Consider the following 19006-nt stretch of genomic DNA (forward strand, 5'->3'; position numbering starts at 1 on the left):
GGCGGGCGGATACCCACATTCGCGAGGCGAACAGAGGCTCAGCCATCGTAAATGCTAGGCGAAGCACCCGGTATGCCTCTTGGTTGATCCTCCAGGAGGGAGGGTTTCGGGCTCGTCCGATTCCGTGGCCGGGACCAGTCGTCCCCTCCCCGCTTCCGTTGGTTCACTGGCCGAAACCCCCCGGGTGGCACCCCTGCGTGACGCCCCCGGTGAAACCCCTTGTCAGGCCGGAAAGGCTGGTGGCGCGAATTGGATCTCAACACGGTGCTCGACGTGCGCGACGCCCGCCGCCGTGAACCCTGGCGTCCCGGCGACGCCTGGCTCGGCGGCGGCACGTACCTCTTCTCCGAGCCGCAGCCGCACATCCGCCGCCTCGTCGACCTCTCCCGCATGGGCTGGCCGCCCCTGTCCTGGCAGCCCGACGGCTCCCTCGACATCGCCGCGACCTGCACGATCACCGAGCTCTCGCGGTTCGCCCGGACCCTGCCGACCACGGCCGCCCCGCTCTTCGAGCAGTGCTGCCGGGCCTTCCTCGCCAGCTTCAAGATCTGGAACATGGCGACCGTCGGCGGCAACCTCTGCAACGGCCTGCCCGCCGGCCCGATGGTCTCCCTCACCGCCGGTCTCGACGGCACCGTCTTCCTCCAGGGCCAGGACGGCGCCACCCGCCGGATGCCCGTCACCGAGTTCATCCTCGGCGCCGGCGTGAAGAACCTGCGCGAGGGCGAGCTGCTGCGGTCCGTGCGCCTGCCCCCGAACGCGCTGGACTCCCGTACGGCCTTCCGCCAGGCGTCCCTCTACGGACTCGGGCGCTCCGGCGCGCTGGTCATCGGCGCCTGCGACCCCGCCGACGGCTCCCTCGCCGTGACGGTCTCCGCCGCCACCACCCGCCCCTTCCGCTTCTGGTTCGCGCTGCCGCCCACGGCCGCCGAACTGCGCGCGGCGATCGACGGCACCGTCCGCCCCGACGAGTGGTACGACGACATCCACGGGCTGCCCGCATGGCGGCGCCACATGGCCCTGCGCCTTGCCGAGGAGATCCGCCGCGAGCTCACCACCGAGGACCACCGATGACGTACGAGATCGAGATCAACAAGCGGCGTTTCGACACCGAGCCGCGGGCCGGCCAGTGCCTGCGCACCTACCTGCGCGAACGCGGCTGGTTCGGCGTGAAGAAGGGCTGCGACCAGGGCGACTGCGGGGCCTGCACGGTCCACGTCGACGGGCAGCCGGTGCACAGCTGTCTCTACCCGGCGGTCCGTGCCGAGGGCCGCAGCGTCACCACCGTGGAGGGCCTGGCCTGCTCCGGCGGCGAGCTGCACCCGGCGCAGCAGCAGTTCCTGGACGCCCAGGGCTTCCAGTGCGGCTTCTGCACCGCCGGTTTCCTGATGACCACCGCCGCCCTCCAGGCCGAGGAGGGCACCGCCCACGACGACGGCAAGCTCCAGGACCTCCCGCGCGCCTTCAAGGGCAACATCTGCCGCTGCACGGGCTATCGCGCCATCGAGGACGCCGTGCGCGGGGTCAAGCACACCGAGGCCCCGGAGGCCGGGCAGGCCGTGGGCAGGTCCCTGGGCGCCCCCGCCGGTCCCCTCGTCGTCACCGGCACCGCCCGCTACACCTTCGACGTCGAGGTGCCCGGGCTGCTGCACATGAAGCTGCTGCGCTCCCCGCACCCGCACGCCCGTATCGTCGGCATCGACACCACGGATGCCCTCCAGGTCCCGGGCGTCCACGCGGTCCTCACCCACCACGACGCCCCCGACCGGCTGTACTCGTCCGCACGCCACGAGCACCCGACCGAGGACCCGATGGACACCCGCGTCCTGGACGACGTGGTGCGCTTCGTCGGCCAGCGCGTGGCGGCCGTCGTCGCCGACAGCGAGCAGGCCGCCGAGGAGGGCTGCCGCCGGGTGGTCGTCACGTACGAGGAACTCCCGTACGTCATCGACCCGGAGGAGGCCATGCTGCCGGGCGCCCCCGTCCTCCACGCCAAGGGGCCCGAATCGGGGATCTTCCGCGCGGGGAACAACGTATGCGGCGAGGTCCACAACACGATCGGCGACATGGAGAAGGGGTACGCGGAGGCCGACGTCGTCCTCGAGGAGACGTTCCAGACCCAGCGCGTGCAGCACGCCAGCCTGGAGACCCACGGCAGCGTCGCGTACTTCGAACCGAAGGAGGAGGGCGACGGCGAGCGCATCACGGTCCGCTCCTCCACCCAGGCGCCGTTCCTGACCCGGCGGGCGCTGTGCGCCCTCTACGACCTGAACGAGGACGAGGTCCGCGTCGTCGCGGGCCGCGTGGGCGGCGGGTTCGGCGGCAAGCAGGAGATGCTGACCGAGGACATCGTGGTCCTCGCCGCCCTGAAGCTGCGCCGACCGGTGAAACTCGAATTCACCCGGGCCGAGCAGTTCTACGGTGCCACCACCCGCCACCCCTTCAAGATCACCATCAAGATCGGGGCCAAGGCCGACGGCACCCTCACCGCGCTGCGCATCCGCGTGGTCTCCAACACCGGCGCCTACGGCAACCACGGGCCGGCGGTCATGTTCCACAGCGTGGGCGAGTCCTTCGCCGTCTACAAGGCACCGAACAAGGAGGTGGAGGCGTACTCCGTCTACACCAACGGCGTCCCGGCCGGCGCCTTCCGCGGATACGGCCTGGGCCAGGTCCTCTTCGCCCTCGAATCGGTGATGGACGAGCTCGCCGTCCGGCTCGGCATGGACCCGCTCGAACTGCGCGAGAAGAACGTCATCGGCGCCGGCGACCACATGGTCACCCCGATCGGTCACGAGGAGGACCTCTTCATCGCCTCGTACGGGATGAAGCAGTGCATGGACGTGGTGCGCAAGGCCATCGCCGAGGACCGCAGCCACGAGGACGTCCCGGAGGGCTGGCTCACCGGCACGGGATCGGCCGTCGCCATGATCGCGACCGGCCCGCCGGGCGGCCACTTCGCCGACGCCCGGGTGAGCCTGCTGCGCGACGGCACGTACGACATCGCGGTCGGCACCGCGGAGTTCGGCAACGGCACGACCACCGTCCACAAGCAGATCACGGCCGGCGCGCTGAACACGACGGTGGACCGGATCACCGTCCGCCAGTCCGACACCGACGTCGTCCGCCACGACACCGGCGCGTTCGGGTCGGCCGGCACGGTGGTGGCGGGCAAGGCGGTGATGCTGGCGGCGAACTCGCTCGCGGAGCGGCTGCAGACCTTCGCGGCCCGCCACACGGGCGTGGCCCGGCACCTGTGCAAGCTGCGGGCCGAGGCCTTCGACTGCGCGGGCCGGACCGTCACCCTCAAGGAGCTGTACGAGGCCGCGTACGACCAGGGCAAGCTGGAGGAGGTGGCCGCGGACGGCCACTGGACCGGCTCCCCCCGCTCGGTCGCCTTCAACGCCCAGTGGTTCCGCCTCGCCGTCGACCCGCACACCGGCGAGATGAAGATCCTGCGCAGCGTGCACGCGGCGGACGCGGGCAAGGTCATGAACCCGATGCAGTGCCGCGGCCAGGTCGAGGGCGGCGTCGCGCAGGCACTCGGCGCGACCCTCTTCGAGACCGTACGGGTGGACGAGCGCGGCGAGGTCACCACGGCCGCCTTCCGCCGTTACCGGCTCCCCCAGTACGCGGACGTCCCGCGCACCGAGGTCCATTTCATGGAGACCTCGGACGCGATCGGCCCGCTCGGCGCCAAGTCGATGAGTGAGAGCCCCTTCAACCCGGTGGGCCCGGCCTTCGCCAACGCCCTGCGGGACGCGACCGGGGTGCGGTTCACGGAGCTGCCGGTCACCCGGGATGTCGTCTGGCAGAAGATGCAAGCTGCGAGGGAGTAGAACACGCTCAGATGCAACTCACATAGTGAGATGAGGGTGGCAGATACGTTTCCCGGGCGAGGGGATCTGGGAATCGGGCCCGTATGGCCAAACTGATGCTGCACGGAGATCTCGACCGCCCGGCCCTGCTCAGCGTCGCCGACCTGCGCGAATGGGAGCAGCACCGGGCCAAGGTGGTGTTCGACTGCGCGACGAACGGCCCGCAGCACCACGTCTTCGACGGCGTGCTGCTGCGTGACGTGGTCGCGAGCGCGGGCCCTGCCTTCGACGCCCGGCGCCGCAAGGACCGCTCGCGCTTCCTGCTGGCGGTCAGCGGCGGGGACGGCCACCACAGCGTCCTCGCCTGGGCCGAGCTGGACGCCGACTTCGGAGGCAGTCCGGTGCTGCTGGCCACCCGTCTGGACGGGGAGGACCTGGACGAGTCCGGGGCCCAGCTGGTGGTGCCCTCGGACCGGTGCGGGGCGCGCTATGTCAGCGCGGTCACGCACGTGTGGTTCGGCGCCCTGGCGGCGCCGGGCATCTGAGCCCGGCCGGGACCGTACGACGCCGGGACCGGCCTACGGTGCGAACGGCAGGGCCGGTTCAGGCGTCGGCGAGGGAGATCTCGGTCGACTTGATCAGGGCCACGACGGAGGAGCCGGGGACCAGGCCCAGCGCCTGGACACCGTCGGCGGTGACGGCCGCGGTCAGCCCGCCCCCGTTCACGTTGACCTTGACGGCGGCCATGGCCGGGCCGACGGCGACCTCGGACACCGTGCCCGTGATCTGGTTGCGGATGGAGATGTTCTCGACCGGGCCGGTGGCCAGGGCCACCTCGGTGGCCTTGACGAGCGCCTTCACCGCGGAGCCCTGGGTGATGCCGAGGTCCTTGACGGCGTCGGCGGTGATGGCGGCGGTGATCTCCTGACCGCCGGCCAGACGGACCTTGACCGTCGCCATGGCCTCGCCGACGGTGACGGCGGTGACGGTGCCCGCGAGCTGGTTACGGATGCTCAGACTCATGAAGGTTCGACCTCTTGCGTAGGCGCCTCGCGCGGTCCGAAGGGGCCGCACGGGACCGACCGTAGGGCCACCCGGCCCGCTCCGCCCCGATCCCCCTCACGCCAGCGCGCCAGAACCACCCGACCGGCTGGCCCGGTGCTTCACTGGGGAACATGCCATTCGACCGCTACGGCGTGCTGGCCGGGACCCTGCACAAGCACTTCCGCGACACCCCCGACACGGAGGGCGCCTGGTTCCACGTCAACCTCCGGGTCGACGCCCCGGACGGGCGGTACAAGTGCGCCGTCGACGTGGACAGTCACGACTCGGAGACCGGCGTGCAGTGGAAGGTCTTCACCGTGGACGCGGCGGCACTCGGCCCGGTGGCCGCGATGGCGCCCGGGTTCCACGACCTGGACCGCGTGCCCAGGTCCGGAGCCCTCGACTACCTCCGCCATCCGGCCCTGCGCAGGCTCCAGGAGTGGCCCGGGTGGCTGCCCGGCCCGCTGGGCGAACTCCTCGACCGGCTGCTGAAGTCCTCCCCGCCCTGGACGTCGGGCTCCAACGTCGAAGCCGCCAACGCCTTCGAGCCGATCCTCGCCGTGGGACGGCCGGTCCTGGTGTTCGGCGAACCGTTCGACACGGGGCTGGGCGTCCACAACATCCACCAGAACCAGGGCGACGCGTACGGCAGCCAGTGGTGGCCCGAGAACGGCATCTGGCAGGACGGCGCGACCATGACCCGCCGCCCCGACGGCCGTTTCGACGTGTTCCTGAACAAGTTCTCCGGCCAGAAGGACCACACGGACGCCGAGGGCCACCCGATCTGAACACGGCCGGGGTCGGCTCCGGATCCGCCTCCGTCCGTGGCGACGGTTCCGGGCCTGCGGCGAATCGGCCCCGGACCACCGGGAACTCCGGGCGCCCCCGATCCGACTACTGCCGTGTGGGAGGCGGATCCTCGCCTTCCCGCGCGGCGGCGGAGGAGGCGTGTGATGGGCGGGCTGGATGTGCGCATGCGGGAGGTCGTGTGCCGGCACGGCCGGGTGGAGGCCGTCTCGGACGTCGATCTGGAGATCGCCGCCGGTGAACGCGTGGCCCTGACCGGTACCAACGGCTCGGGCAAGACGACGCTGCTGCGCGCCGTCCTCGGTCTGCACCGTCAGACGACGGGCTCGATCCTGGTCGGTGGCCGGGAGGGCCGGTCGCCCGCCGAGTGGGCCTGGCGGCGCCGGGCCTGCGCCTGGATCCCGCAGAAGCCGGCTGCCGGCCGCTTCCCCCTGCTCGGCACCGAACTGCTGGCCGCCAGCAACGCTCCGGCGGAGGCGGCCGAGGCAGCGGCGCGGCTCGGTGTGGGCCCCCTCGTCGGGCGGCCCCTGCACACCCTCTCCGGCGGCCAGCTGCAGCGGATGTACCTCGCCCGGGCGATCGGATGCATCGCTGCGGGAGCCGAGTTGCTCCTGGCGGACGAGCCGACCGCCGCGCTCGACTTCGACGGGCAGTCGGAGGCCGCGGACGTCCTCACCTCCCTGCCGGTGACCCTGATCGTGGTGACGCACGACCGGGCGCTGGCGGACCGCTGCGACCGCGTGCTGGAGATGGCCGCGGGCCACCTGCGGGAGGTCCGGTGAACCTGGCCACCGCCGACCTCGGCGAACTCCTGCAGCTGCTGCCCGTACAACGGGCGGGCGTGGCCCTGCTGCTGGCCGCGATCGGCCTGCCCGTCATCGGCGTGGTCATCGTCGGACTCGACATCATGCCGGTCCGGTTCGCGATGATGCACGTGGCCCTGCTGGGCATCGCCGTCGGACTCCTCACCGGACTCGACCCCATGCTGTGCGCGCTGGTGGCCTGTGCGCTGGCCGGCGCGGGCGTGGCCCCGCTCGCCCGGACCCCGGACGGCCTGTCGGGGGCGATGGGCCTGCTGATGAGCCTGGCCATCGCGGCGGCGCTGCTCCTGCTGGCCGTGTCGGGGGTCAACGCCTCCGGCGCCTTCGCCCTGCTCTGGGGGTCGATCCTGTCGGTCGGGACGCCGGACCTCGTCGTCCTCGGCGTGCTGGCCGTCGCCGTACCGGGCCTGTTCTGGTGGCGGCGCCGCGAGATCGGCCTCCTCCTCTACGACCGCGAGCTCGCGCTGTGTTCCGGCGTACCGGTACGGGCGCTGACGGCCGCCCTGCTGGTACTGGTCGCCATCGCGGTCGCCGGGGCGATCAAGCTGACCGGCGCCCTGCTCGTCGACGCCCTGACCCTGCTGCCCGCACTCGCCGCCCGCCGCCTGGGCAGCTCACTGAAGTCGATCACCCTCTGGGCGGTCGGCATCGGCGTGGCGGTGAATCTGACGGGGTTCCTGCTGGCCCTGTGGCTGGACTGGCCTCCCGGCCCGGTCCTCGTCCTGACCGCGGGGGCGCTGGTCCTCGCGGTGCATTTCATACCCGAACGGAGAATCAGCTCATGGCGCGCACCCGCGTCCGTATCTCTTCCCTCCTCGCACTGAGCGCGGCGCTCGCCCTGACCGCCGCCTGCGGGAACACGCCCTCGCCCCAGGACGCGAAGTCCCAGGACGGCCCGCAGCCGCAGGCCAAGAAGCCGGTCGTGGTCGTCACCACCACCTGGGAGGGCGCCTTCGCGAAGGCCGCGGGCGCCGAGGACGTCAAGGTCATCGTGCCGCAGTCCGTCCACCACGCCCCGGACTACGACCCCAAGCCGTCGGACCTCGCCGCCGTGGCCAAGGCCGATTTCGTGCTCTACGCGCCGTTCGAGCCGTACGCCGCGAAGATCAAGGAGGCCGCGGGCTCCAAGGCGAAGCTGGTCGAGGTCAACCTCGACAACGATCCCGACAAGGTCAAGGCCGAGGTCGACAAGCTGGGAGCCCTCTTCGGCACGGCGGACGCCGCGACGAAGTGGAAGACCGGCTTCGACACCGAGTACGCGAAGCTGAACAAGGAGGTCCAGGCCGGGTGGCCCGGCGGCAAGAGCCCCTCCGTCGTCACCCAGGTCTTCACCGCGTGGTCGGCGAAGCTCGCGGGCGCCACCCCGGTGGGCACGTACGGACCCGAGGCCGTGACCCCGGCGCAGCTGGCCGAACTCGCGGCGAAGAAGCCGGAGCTGGTGCTGGACAACGCGCACATGTCCACCGGCACGGTACTGCCCGACTCCGGCGCCAAGCAGGTGAAGATCGTCAACTACCCCGGCGAGGACCTCGACCTCCTGCCGGTCTACCGCAACGCCGCGGCCGAACTGAAGAAGGCCATGGGCGCCTCCTGACCGACCGCCCCCGAGCAGCCCCGCGGGGACCGGCCGGTGCCGGGAGTACCGGCTCACCCTCCGCGGGGCGCTCCGCCGTACCTCAGCCGCCGGCCCGCACGGACCGTGCGGGCCGGCTTCGTTTGGCCGGCGAGGGCCCGGCGGGCGGTGGGTGCCGCCGGGCCCGTGTCTCAGCCCGCCTGCGCGAGCGGCGGAGCCGTCGTGGAGGTCGCCGCGAGGCGCTCGCGCAGGGCCGCGCGGTCCGGTTTGCCGGCCGCCGTCAGGGGCAGTTCGGCGATCAGGAGCAGCCGCTCGGGGTGTTTGGTCCGTTCCAGCCCGCGCCGCGTGAGGTGTTCGCCGAGGGAGGCGAGGGTGAGGGGCTGGCCGCCGCGCGGCACCACGCAGGCCGCCAGCCGCTCCCCCATCAGCGGGTCCGGCACGCCGACGCAGGCCACGTCCCGGATCTGGGGGTGCGCGGTGAGTTCGCGTTCCACCTCCGCCGGGCTGATGTTGGCGCCGCCGCGGATGACGATGTCCTTGAGGCGGCCCACGATGTGCAGGACGCTGTCGGAGTCGAGGTACCCGAGGTCACCGGTGCGGACCCAGCCGTCGGGCGTACGGTAGCGGGCGTCCAGGTCGGGCGCGCCCACGTAGCACAGCGGGGTCATCGGGCCGCGCGAGATGATCTCGCCGACGGCGCCGTCGGGCAGCGGTTCGTGCGTGTCGGGGTCGGCGATGCGGATCTCGGCGACCCGGGGGTCGGGATGGCCGGCGACGACCCCGGATCCGTCGGTGGGCGGCACCGTACTGCCCAGTCCGGTGTGGCAGTTGACGCCGTCGGCGGAGCCGTAGAGGTTCACCACGGGACAGCCGAAGGCCTCGGCCGCGGCGGCCGCGGTGGTCTCGTCGAGCGGCGCCCCGCCGAGGACCAGTGCGGTGGGCGCGGGCAGCTTCTCGTCCGTCCCGTCGAGACGTTCGAGCATCATGCGGACCATGGTGGGCACGCCGAGGATGTGCGTCGGCCGGTGTTCGCGCACCGCCTCGAGGGCCGCTTCCGGGGTGAAGTGGTCGAGCAGGACGAGGGTGCCGCCGTGCCGGGCGAGGGTGACGGCGGTGCCGTTGGACCCGAAGGCGGACGCCAGCGGTACGAGGAACAGGCAGCTCGGCGGGGTGCGGTCCGGGATGAGGGAGGCGAGGAAGTTCCCGCGTCCGCCGGCCAGCGCGTTGTGCGAGTACGCGATCATCTTCGGCTCGGCCTCGGAGCCGGAGGACACGAGGATGCGTGCGGCGCTGTCGGGATCGGGCCGGGCGGGGACGAATCCGCTGGGGTCGGAACGCAGCAGCTCCGACAGCCGAATCGTTCCTTCAGGCGCGGCTCCGGGGCCTGCGGCAATGACGTGGCGCAGGGCCGGGAGCGCTCCGGCGAGCGTGCTCAGATCCGCCGCGTGCCGCAGTTCCCGGTGCTCGGTGGCCGCGATGACGGCGACGGCCTCGGCACGGCGCAGCAGGCACTCGGCTTCGAGGACGCCGCGGCCCACCGGGAACGGGAGGGCGATCGCGCCGAGCGCGGCGAGCGCGAGATCGGCGATGACGGCGAAGCGGTTGTTGGGGAGTTGTACGCCGACCACGTCGCCCGGGCCGATCCCGAGTTCCCGTAGGCCGGTGGCCAGACATCGCACCTTGCGGTCCAGCGCGGTGTAGCAGAGCTTGCCCTTGGCGTCGAGGACGGCCGTGCGGTGCAGATCGGCGATCTGGCGTGCCCGGAAGAGGCTGTAGAGGTCGAGGTCGGGGCAGGTCCCGTCGACCACCCAGGACCGGCGGAGTTCGGCGGGCAGCAGGTCGTGCAGTACGAGCCTGTCGGCGGTCATACGAAGCTCCAGGGGTCGGGGACTGCGGGGGCGCCGTGCGCGTCGCGGCTGATCGAGCCGGTGAAGCGCGGATCGTGGTGCAGGTCGGACAGCTCGGTGGTGACCGCGGTCGCGGTCAGCCCGTGCTCGTGCAGCCGGGCCAGGGCCTCGGCCGTGGACAGGCCGCCCAGGTCGTGGGCGGCCACGGCGCCGGCGTCGGCGTCGGCCGGCGCGAGCCAGCCGTCCGCCGTCGGCCGCGGGAGCCGGAATCCGGCCGGCCGGCGGGGGTTCTCCCCGCGGGCCGCCCGGCGCAGGGCGGGGGCGGTCAGCGTGTCGGCCGCGCCGAGCAGGGAGGAGTCCACCCGTACGCCGTGGCCGGTGCGCTCGCGCAGCAGCAGCCCGGCGAGGACGGCTTCGGCGCCGAGCAGTCCGCCCAGTACGTCGAGCAGGGTCATCAGCGAGGGCGCCGGGGCCTCGCCCTCGGGGCGGACGGCCTCGCCGACGCCCGTACGGGCCTGGACCATGAAGTCGGTGCCCATGGGGGCGTGCTCGATCCGGCCGGCCCAGCCGCTGGTGTACGCGTAGACGAGCGCGGGATTGACCCGCGCGAGGTCGCCGGAGTCCAGGCCGAGTTCGGCGGCCTTGCCCGGCGCCCAGTTGTGCAGGAAGACGTCGGCCCCGGCCGCCAGCTCCCGCAGCCGGCGGCGGTCGGCCTCCTGCTTGATGTCGATCTCCACGGCGCGCTTGCCCCGGTTGAGGGCGAGCCAGCGCGCCGAGATCCCGGAACAGGCCGGGGGCATGCCGCGCAGCGGGTCGCCGCCCGGCGGTTCGATCCGGATCACGTCGGCGCCGAGGCGCCCGAGCAGATGCGCCGCGAGCGGTGCCTGGATGCGACGGCCCGCCTCCAGCACGGTCAGCCCGGCAAGGGGCCCGCCGGAGGGTGCCGAGTCGGGCAGCCGGGCCGACCTGGCGGTGAGACGTCCGGTGGCCGACCGGGACAGGGACCAGGGGGAGGCGCCGTCGTGTTCCGCGGTCCGTTCCGCTGCCCGTTCCGCGAGCGGGTGCAGGGCGCACACCTCGGTGCCGTAGGCGGCCGCGGCCCGGCGGATCCGCTCCCAGGGGTGGGACCGGGCCGTGAGGTGGAGGGCCGCCGGGAAGGGGGCGCAGGCGGTGGCGTAGCGGAACTGGAAGGGCCGCCAGCCGGCCCTCAGGGCCTCGGCGGGCGCGTCCAGGGCCTTCCAGAAGGCCGCCCAGGCGCCCGGATCGAGGGTCTCCAGTTCGAAGAGGACGCCGTCGGCGGAGGTGAACGGAGGTCCTCCTGCGGCGAGTTCGGCGGCCTCGCCCTCGTCGGCCCCGGCGGCGGCGAGGTACTGGGAGACCGCGAGCAGGCCCGCCCGGTCCGCGCTGGTGGTGACCGCGCGGGCGGCCCCGCCGCGGGCCTGGCCCACGAGGGCCGCGAGCAGCCCCTGCACGGCCAGGACTCCGGTGGCGGTGGCCGCGTAGTCGACGGCGAGGCCGCGCGGGCTGCCGTCACGCCTGCCGTGCACGGCCATGATGCCGGTCGCGGCCTGCACCGTGGCCTCGTCGGCGAGCCCGCTCAGGGGATCCGCCCAGGTGGCGCTCGCGTGTGCCGGGTCGAAACCGCCGCCCATGAGCGTGGTGCCCCCTGGGGTGGCGGTGCCGGTGGACGCGTCCACTTGTGCGGGTCGGTCCGTCCGTGCGCCGAGCAGCCGCAGGTGGTCGGCGATGACGCTCGTGATCTGCGGGGGCCCCGATGTGTCGAAGCGCAGTGTGTCGAGCGGCCGGACCGTCTGCGTGGTTGCTGGTGACGCCATGCCTCTCCTCTCCTGGCGCGGCGGTGGCCGGCGCCCGGGTCTTACCGAATCTGGGGAACCCGGGAGCGTCCGCACCCGACCAGTTCCACGGACAGGGAGTCGGTCGGCCGTTCCCGCGAGTTCCCGGGAATGAGGAGGAAAGAAGTGACGGATCCAGGCACGGACCACACCTCGGATGCGCAACAGGTGTCGGAGACGGATGAGTTGAGGGAGCGGATCGACCGCTTCGTCGGCACCCGGGTGATCCCCCGGGAGGCGGTGCTGGACGGCGGCGGGCCCGCTGCGGCGGAAGCGCTGGCCGAACTGCGCGGCCAGGCACAGGAGGAGGGCCTGTGGGCGCTGCCGCTCCCGGCGGAACTGGGCGGCGGCGGGCTGGGGTTCACGGCGTACGCCGCCCTGGCCGAGGCGGAGGGGGCCAGTGACCACGGCCCGGCCGCGCTGGGATCCGCCCCGCTGCTCGACGTGACGATGCTGGCGCGGCACGGGGGGAGCGCGGTCCGCGAGGCGTACCTGAAGCCGCTCGTCGCCGGGGAGATGCGGGCCTGTTACGCCATGACCGAGCCGGACGTCCCCGGCACCGACCCCTTCCGGACCGGCACCCGGGCCGAGCGCGGGCCGGACGGGAGCTGGCTCGTCACCGGCCGCAAGTGGTTCACGTCCGGGGCCGCGGACGCCGGCCTGGTGACGGTCATGGCCCGCACCGGCGGGAGCACCGGTGACCGCGAGGGCCTGTCGTTGCTGCTCGTGCCCACCGCATCGGCCGGCTTCCGCGTCGTACGCGAACTCCCCGTCCTCGGCGCGGGCGGCCAGTACGAGATCGAGCTCGACCGGGTCCGGGTCCCGGCCGACCACCTCCTCGGCGAGCCCGGGGACGCCCTCGCCATCGCCGGGGAGCGGCTCCAGCTCGGCCGTACGCTGCGCTGCCTGCGCTGGCTCGGCCAGGCCCGGCGCGCCTTCGACCTGATGTGCGAGCGGGCCGCCACCCGCAGCGGGTCCCGTGGGCCCCTCGCCGACCAGCAGCTGATCCAGAGTCATGTCTTCGACGCCCTGCTCGCCCTGCGCACCACCCGTCCCCTGGTGCACGAGGCGGTGGCGCTGATCGCCGCCGGGCGGGACGCGCGTACGGAGGTGGGGCTCGCCAAGGTCGCCGCAGCGCGCATGCTCCAGCAGGTCGCGGACTCCGCCATCCAGGTCCACGGCGCCGCCGGGCTCGGTCCGGACACCCCGCTGCCCGGGCTCCTGCGCACCGGCCGGGCCGCCCGCATCCTCGACGGGCCGGACGAGCTGCACATCACCTCCGTGGCCCGCCGGGTCCTGCGCGGCTACGCGCGGGACGGCGGCCAGGACGCCCCCTGGTAGGGCTTGGTTCGGTTTGGGGCTGGTGTGGGTATGCCGCGGTGGCAGGTGGGGCATACACCGGTCCATGTCGCGAGGAGGGTCTGTAGCTCGCGGACGATGCGGTAGAGGCTCAGGCCGGCGTGGTGTCTCGATGCTCGATCACCCGATCTCGGCCGACGCTCTCGCGGAGATGGAGCGATGCGATCGCCCCGTGACCGTCGACGATCTCGTCGCGATCGCCTACGTGCTCAACACGACCCCCGCGGTGCTGCTGTCGCACATCCCTATCGACATGCCGGAACCCGAGGGGCCTTTCGCCACGGGGCTCCCGAGTGACGTCGACCCAACCGAGCTCCGTGCCTGGATCGAGGGGAAGACCACGCTCGACCGCGAGTCGCGGGTGCGCTGGTGGGAAGAGTGGGCTGGCCGCCTCAGGGTCCGGTCAGCACACCACGAGGAACAGCTGCAGGGAGCGTACGCAGAGCTGGGTGAACTCGGCGACCTGGCAGTCCAAGAAGCAGCTGCCCCGCCCGTGCAGCGTCTGCAGTGGCGCATCCAGGACGGCGAGCAGGCGCTCAATCAGTCCGAGGTCGCGCTGGCGCTGACTGAGCATCGGCTCGACAACCTCCGAGAAGGCACCTGACAGAGGGTCCCGGTCAGCCGAAGTCACCTACTCATAGGCTATTTTGACTGGTCTTTTGTCTTAAACCGACTTTCATCACGAACTAGGGGAGAACGCCATGAGCATCACCAGGACTGCACGTAGGACGCGGGCCGAGATCGCCGTATCCATCGCGGCCCTGGCCGCGGGCTCACTCATACTCACCGCCTGCAGTGGAAGCAGTGACAGCGCCGGCAAGCTCGACGGCATCTACTACGTCAAGGACGTCAACGGCACGTCCGACCTCGGCCAGCTGGTCGTCAAGGGCAGCAATGTCTCGCATCATGAGTACGACTGCGATGGTGTCTACGAGGAGCCGGACGTGACCAGCACCGGCGAGTTCAACAAGGATCAGTCCCAGATCATCTGGACGGTCGCCGGAGACGACACCCGCAACAGGCGGACCGGCACCGAGCCCATCTCAACCAGCAACACCTCGATCAGCGTCAGCGGTAGCGCGTACGTACGTGACAACTCCGATGCCGGCAAGGCTCTGCTGGACGCCTTTAAGGCCAAGTGCAAGAAGTAACGTCGACGTCCCGCTCGGCCGGCCGAGCAGCGCAGAACCCCGTGGACATCGCGTACACGGGGTTCTGTCCTTCCTCGTCTGGTCAAGCCTCTACGCCTGCTCCTGAAGCTGCTGCGCCCGGTCAGGTTGGGGCTGGTGTGGGTATGCCGCGGTGGCAGTTGGGGCATACGCCGGTCCATGCCGCGAGGAGGGTCTGTAGCTCGCGGACGATGCGGTGGAGGCTCAGGCCGGCGTGGTGTCTTTGGGGGCTCTGGCCAGTCGTTGCAGGGTGCAGAAGGCGTGGGCGACGGAGACGAGGGTGACGTGGTGGTGCCACCCGTTCCAGGTGCGGCCCTCGAAGTGGGCCAGGCCCAACGCCTGCTTCATCTCGCGGTAGTCGTGTTCGATGCGCCAGCGGAGCTTGGCCAGGCGGACCAGTGTGGTGAGCGGGGTGTCGGCGGGTAGGTCGGAGAGCCAGAACTGGACGGGTTCGGCCTGGTCGGCCGGCCACTCGGCCAGGAGCCAGCACTCGGGAAGCTCCGGGCCGTCGACGGCTCGGCGGACCTCGCGTCCGGCAGGACGAATCCGCAAGGTCACGAACCGCGAGTACATCCGCTTGAAGCCACTGCGGCCGGTGCCGGGCCGGGAGCCCTCACGCCACTGCACCGGCTTCGCCGCCTTCCGGCCCGCCCCGATGACCAGCTGTTTCACCAACTGTGGCTTATCCGGGTACTTCGCAACCGGCGGCCGTCCGGTCCCGGAGTACGTCTCGGTCACCGGCCTCGCTCGGCCGGGCTGGGCCGAGAGGGGGGTGGAGATTCCCACGACGTAGTTGAGGCCCTGGGCCTGCAGGCCGTGCCGGAAGGCGGCCGCGTCCCCGTATCCGGCATCCGCAACAGCCAGCGGGACCTCGATGCCCCACGAGCGGGTTTCGTCGAGCATGTCGAGTGCGAGCTGCCACTTCTCCACATGCCCGATGTCCTCGGGAATGCCGCAGGCGGTGCGGCGGGCGACCTTGTCCGGATCCGCCTTCACGGACCCCGGCGCCCAGGTCTCGGGCACGAACAGCCGCCAGTCCACCGCCGCCGAGGCATGATCCGAGGCCAGGTGTAGCGAGACTCCCACCTGGCAGTTGGTGACCTTGCCCGCCGTACCCGTGTACTGCTGGCGGCCATCGGCTCGACCGACTTGCGCTGCCCGTCCGTGAGCAGCCCCCGCAGGTAGACCCGCCCCCGCCGACGCTGATCATTAGGCGCGAACGGCTCGAAGACCTCTGCCGCAAAGTCCTCCAACTCGCCGCGCACAGCAGAAACTTCCTCCGGCGTCACACATCCCCGACGACACACCGAACCCGCAGGACACGCAACACCGACACGAACCTGACCAAGCCCTACTAGTGCTGTGGCCGGGAAGGTTCACCGGGTGACGACGCCCGGCAGAACTTCCCGGCCAGCACTAGGCCCGGGTGATGTCTACGACGCCGTGCAGGGCGGCGAGGCCGAGGGCCAGGAAGAAGTCGCCCCAGACGAGCTCGTGCCGGACGGCCAGTGCCTTCCCGGCGTCGTAGCAGCCGTCCAGCAGCATCCCGGGCGGGCGTCCGGAGTCCGGGCCGGTGAGGTGGCTCTCCGCGAGGCGGTGGAGGATCGCCTCGGCCCGGTGCGCGTACGCGCCGGCCCGGGGGCCGGGCACACGGGCGAGTTTCAGCAGGGCGACCGCGGTGATCGCGGCGGCCGAGGTGTCGAGCGGACCGTCCGGGCGGGCGGCGTCGGCCGCCGGGACGAGCCGCGCGGGCCCTCCGGCCGGGAACTCGGCCCCGGACGACAGGAGTTCGGCCACCTCGGCGAGCCGGGCGGCCGGGCCGGGCATCGCGAGGTCCGGGCGCAGCAAGGCGTCGGCCACCGCCAGGAGCAGCCAGGCCCGGCCCCGGCTCCAGCCCGGCGGCGGGTCCGCACAGGGCTGCCAGCCCGCGGCCGCGTCGAAGCGCAGGGCGGGCCGCAGCGGGAGGCCCCGGCTCGCGCCGAGACAGAGGTCGAGGTGGCGGTGGAGGTGGGACGCCGCCGCGGCGGCGCCCTGCGGTCCGGCCCCGGCCAGCAGGGGCACGGTCCCCGGCACCCCGTCCACGCGGGCGAGCATGCGGGGCCCGCCGAGCGCGTCCCCCCAGGGCACGAGCCCGAGTTCGCGGTCGTAGGCCGACAGCACGGCCCGGGCGCCGCGGTCTCGGAGCTCGGCGGCTTCGGCGTCGTCCCCGGCCGAAGCGGTCCCGTACCAGAGGATCAGGCCGCGGGTGGCGGTGTCGGCCCCCACCCACGGTCCGAGCCGGGCCGTGCACGCGGCGGCGGCGCGCCGGTCGGCCGCGTCGCCGGTGTACCGTGCCCGCAGCCAGAGCAGCCCGGCCCAGAATCCGCCGGTCCACGAGCCGCGGCCGGTGGTCGTCCACCGCCCGTCGTCCGGGCCGGCGTACAGCGGGAAGCGGGGGCCGACCGCCTCGGCGGTCACCGCCACCCGTGCCATGACGGCCGCGAGGGCCGGGCCCGGCCCGAAGACGCCGACACTCATGCCGCGGCCTCCCGCCGGTCCCGTACGGCCCACAGGAACGCGACGGCCGCCGCGGCCGCGAATTCCGCGCCCACCAGCAGCCAGCCCGGCCCGTACCGTCCGCTCTGCGCGAGCAGCCCGAACAGGGGCGGGCCCACCGCGAATCCCCCGAAGAACCCGGCCGCGACCAGCGCCGAGTCCTGTCCGGCGCGGCCGGGAGCGGCCCGCTGCATGACCAGCACCATCGAGACGGCGTTGCCGGAGACGGCGAAGACGCCGGCGGCGATCGCCCCGGCCCACACCAGCGGGCCCACCACCAGGGCGGCCGCCAGCAGGGCGGCCGCGCCCAGCGCCCCGCAGGCCAGCCACCCCGGGAGCCACTCGGCCCGCCCGGGCCGGGCCGCCTTCGACCATCCGACCCGGCCCGCGATCCCCGCCACGCCCAGGACGGCGACCAGCGCGGCCGCCGCCGTCGGGCCCAGGTCCAGCCGCTGCGCGCCGAAGAGGGCGAGGTAGGTGTTGACCGAGGCGATTCCGGCGCCGAGGAACAGCGAGAAGACCGCCAGCCAGGCCACCATCCCCCGCGGCACGAGAGCCGTACGGGGGCCCGCGGGCGGCGCGGCGGGGTCGGCGGGCAGGACGCGCAGCGCCCACAGCCCGGCGAGCAGGGCGGCGCCGGCGCCGGTCCAGACCGCGCCCCGCCAGCCGATGCCGCCCGCGAGCAGGGCGAGCGGCAGTCCGGCCGCGAAGGCCCCGAGCTGGACTCCGGACTGCTTGAGGCCGGTCACCGCGCCCCGCCGGGCGGGCGGGACGGCGCGCAGCACGGCCTTGTTCGTGGCCGGGTTGGCCAGCGCCTGGGGTACGCCGCCCAGTGCGACGGCGCCGAGCAGCAGACCGGCGCCGGGCGCGGCGCCGATCAGGGCGAGGGCCGCCGCCGAGACCAGCAGCAGGATCACCAGCGAGCGCCGCGGACCGATCCGGTCCACGATCCGGCCGCCCGCCGGGGACAGGACGGCGGCGGTCCCGAAGCCGATCGTGGTCGTCAGTCCCAGCACGGCCGGGGATACGCCGAGTTCGGTGACCAGGCGCGGGCCCAGCGCCCCGAGGAGGAACAGCTGCAGCATCGAGAACGCCATGGCGCAGGTCAGCAGCGCGGTCAACTGCCGCCCCGACGCGCCGTCCTTCTCCGCCGGCGATGCGGTCGCCGTCCCCTCCGCCGTCACGAAGTCTCCCTTCCCAGGACGTTGAACTCTTCGACCGAGCGGGTAGGCAGTCGGATGGAGCGGCGGGCAGGTTCCCTCCCTCCGCTGTGCCCTGCACCACACGAGGCGGACGTCCCGGCCCCATGACAGGCCGGGACGCGGGAACTTGTCCGGAAGTGCGCACCCTGATGTGCGGCTCGGGAGGCCGGTGCAAGGATGAGCCCTCCATGAACCCGGTTCGCTTTCTACGCGCCCTGCGGGCTGCGATGTTCGCAGCCCTCTGTGTGCTGCTCGCGGCCACCGGACACCTGCTCATGTCGGGTGTGGCAGTGCCCTGGTGGGCCTTGTCCGTCGCTTTTCCGGGCACGGCGGCGACGGCCTGGGCCCTCGCGGGCCGGGAACGCGGGCTGCTCGCCGTGACGACGGCGGCCGTCGCCGTCCAGGCGGTGCTCCACGCCGGATTCACCCTGTCCCAGTCCCTCGCCGGGGCGGCCGCGCCGACCGGATCCGGGCAGATGTCCTCGGTGTCGACGATGTCCTCGATGTCCTCGATGTCGACGATGATGCGGATGCCGCAGCCGCCCGGCACCGGGATGCCGGGGGCGCCCGCCCACCTGCACCACGCGATGCACGGAACGGCGGACGCCGCGTCCGCCGTGACTGCCGCATCCGCCGCGACCGGTGCGCATGGTGCCGCGACCGGCGGGCCGCTGCCGGGCGGCCTGCACGAGGCGGTCGCCATGTCCCCGGCGGGCATGCTGGCCGCGCACCTGCTGGCCGCCGTGCTGTGCGGGCTGTGGCTCGCCCACGGCGAGCGGGCCGTCTTCCGCGTGGTGCGCGCCGTCGCCGGGCGCCTGTGGACTCCGCTGCGCCTGCTGCTCCGTACGGCGGTACCCGCGTACCGGCCGCCCGTCCGGGTCCGCAGCCGGCGCCGGCACCGCGCGCCGCGCCGGCTCTTCCTGGTCCACGCCATCACCTCACGGGGTCCGCCGGCGGGAACCGCTGTCCTCTGACAGC

The 19006-nt window shown here is 73.0% G+C and carries 16 protein-coding genes and 1 pseudogene; 11 read left to right on the forward strand and 6 right to left on the reverse strand.

From position 1 onward, the window contains the following. Nucleotides 1-249: 249 nt before the first annotated feature. The 3 genes from KO717_RS05110 (at nt 250) to KO717_RS05120 (ending at nt 4363) form a co-directional block, all read left to right on the forward strand. The gene (locus KO717_RS05110; protein WP_301364661.1) at nt 250-1074 is read left to right on the forward strand and encodes an FAD binding domain-containing protein; all 825 of its coding nucleotides are present in this window, start codon (nt 250-252) and stop codon (nt 1072-1074) included. Continuing rightward, nucleotides 1071-3839, forward strand: coding sequence for a molybdopterin-dependent oxidoreductase (locus KO717_RS05115; protein ID WP_301364662.1), 2769 nt, complete (start codon nt 1071-1073; stop codon nt 3837-3839). Before KO717_RS05110 ends, KO717_RS05115 begins: the two co-directional genes overlap by 4 nt. Nucleotides 3840-3922: 83 nt before the next feature. Beyond that, nucleotides 3923-4363: a molybdopterin-dependent oxidoreductase gene (locus KO717_RS05120; RefSeq protein WP_301364663.1), complete on the forward strand. Its 441-nt coding sequence runs from the start codon at nt 3923-3925 to the stop codon at nt 4361-4363. Between the two features lie 58 nt (nt 4364-4421). Here the strand turns inward: KO717_RS05120 and KO717_RS05125 are convergent, their stop codons facing one another. Further along, nucleotides 4422-4841, reverse strand: coding sequence for a TOBE domain-containing protein (locus KO717_RS05125; protein WP_301364664.1), 420 nt, complete (start codon nt 4839-4841; stop codon nt 4422-4424). A gap of 152 nt (nt 4842-4993) precedes the next feature. Between KO717_RS05125 and KO717_RS05130 the strand changes: the two genes are divergently transcribed. The 4 genes from KO717_RS05130 (at nt 4994) to KO717_RS05145 (ending at nt 8084) form a co-directional block, all read left to right on the forward strand. Next, nucleotides 4994-5650, forward strand: coding sequence for a DUF2278 family protein (locus tag KO717_RS05130; RefSeq protein ID WP_301364665.1), 657 nt, complete (start codon nt 4994-4996; stop codon nt 5648-5650). A 165-nt stretch (nt 5651-5815) separates the two neighbouring features. Next, on the forward strand, nt 5816-6451 hold the full coding sequence (locus KO717_RS05135; protein WP_301364666.1) for an ATP-binding cassette domain-containing protein: 636 nt from the start codon (nt 5816-5818) through the stop codon (nt 6449-6451). Then, entirely contained in the window at nt 6448-7314 is an 867-nt protein-coding gene (locus tag KO717_RS05140) for a metal ABC transporter permease (RefSeq protein ID WP_301364667.1), read from the forward strand. Before KO717_RS05135 ends, KO717_RS05140 begins: the two co-directional genes overlap by 4 nt. After that, nucleotides 7272-8084, forward strand: a complete 813-nt coding sequence (locus KO717_RS05145) for a metal ABC transporter solute-binding protein, Zn/Mn family (protein WP_301364668.1) — start codon at nt 7272-7274, stop codon at nt 8082-8084. The genes KO717_RS05140 and KO717_RS05145 overlap by 43 nt, the downstream gene beginning before the upstream one ends. 170 nt (nt 8085-8254) lie before the next feature. Here KO717_RS05145 and KO717_RS05150 read toward each other — a convergent pair whose 3' ends face one another. After that, nucleotides 8255-9931, reverse strand: a complete 1677-nt coding sequence (locus KO717_RS05150) for a class I adenylate-forming enzyme family protein (RefSeq protein ID WP_301364669.1) — start codon at nt 9929-9931, stop codon at nt 8255-8257. After that, nucleotides 9928-11745: a CoA transferase gene (locus KO717_RS05155; RefSeq protein WP_301364670.1), complete on the reverse strand. Its 1818-nt coding sequence runs from the start codon at nt 11743-11745 to the stop codon at nt 9928-9930. The genes KO717_RS05150 and KO717_RS05155 overlap by 4 nt, the downstream gene beginning before the upstream one ends. Nucleotides 11746-11889: 144 nt before the next feature. Between KO717_RS05155 and KO717_RS05160 the strand changes: the two genes are divergently transcribed. From KO717_RS05160 to KO717_RS05170, 3 genes are all read left to right on the forward strand, one after another. After that, nucleotides 11890-13104 (forward strand): acyl-CoA dehydrogenase family protein, encoded by a 1215-nt coding sequence (locus KO717_RS05160; protein ID WP_301364671.1) that lies wholly within the window; start codon nt 11890-11892, stop codon nt 13102-13104. Between the two features lie 130 nt (nt 13105-13234). Beyond that, on the forward strand, nt 13235-13726 hold the full coding sequence (locus tag KO717_RS05165; protein WP_301364672.1) for a DNA-binding protein: 492 nt from the start codon (nt 13235-13237) through the stop codon (nt 13724-13726). 97 nt (nt 13727-13823) lie between these two features. Next, nucleotides 13824-14273, forward strand: a complete 450-nt coding sequence (locus KO717_RS05170; protein ID WP_301364673.1) for a hypothetical protein — start codon at nt 13824-13826, stop codon at nt 14271-14273. A 222-nt stretch (nt 14274-14495) separates the two neighbouring features. On the opposite strand, the pseudogene KO717_RS05175 reads toward KO717_RS05170, so the two are convergent. The 3 genes and pseudogenes from KO717_RS05175 to KO717_RS05185 all read right to left on the reverse strand — a co-directional run bounded on the left by KO717_RS05175 (nt 14496) and on the right by KO717_RS05185 (nt 18010). Continuing rightward, a pseudogene (locus tag KO717_RS05175) lies at nt 14496-15580 on the reverse strand (IS701 family transposase). Between the two features lie 127 nt (nt 15581-15707). Next, entirely contained in the window at nt 15708-16808 is a 1101-nt protein-coding gene (locus KO717_RS05180; RefSeq protein WP_301364674.1) for a sugar ABC transporter permease, read from the reverse strand. Further along, nucleotides 16805-18010 carry an MFS transporter gene (locus tag KO717_RS05185; protein ID WP_301364675.1) on the reverse strand — a complete coding sequence of 402 codons (1206 nt, stop codon included), beginning with the start codon at nt 18008-18010 and terminating at the stop codon, nt 16805-16807. Before KO717_RS05185 ends, KO717_RS05180 begins: the two co-directional genes overlap by 4 nt. Before the next feature lie 206 nt (nt 18011-18216). Between KO717_RS05185 and KO717_RS05190 the strand changes: the two genes are divergently transcribed. Continuing rightward, complete coding sequence (locus KO717_RS05190) at nt 18217-19002, forward strand: hypothetical protein (RefSeq protein WP_301364676.1); 786 nt, start codon at nt 18217-18219, stop codon at nt 19000-19002. Nucleotides 19003-19006: the final 4 nt, after the last annotated feature.

Origin of the sequence: Streptomyces xanthophaeus (assembly GCF_030440515.1) — a bacterium.
Taxonomy (GTDB): domain Bacteria; phylum Actinomycetota; class Actinomycetes; order Streptomycetales; family Streptomycetaceae; genus Streptomyces; species Streptomyces kutzneri.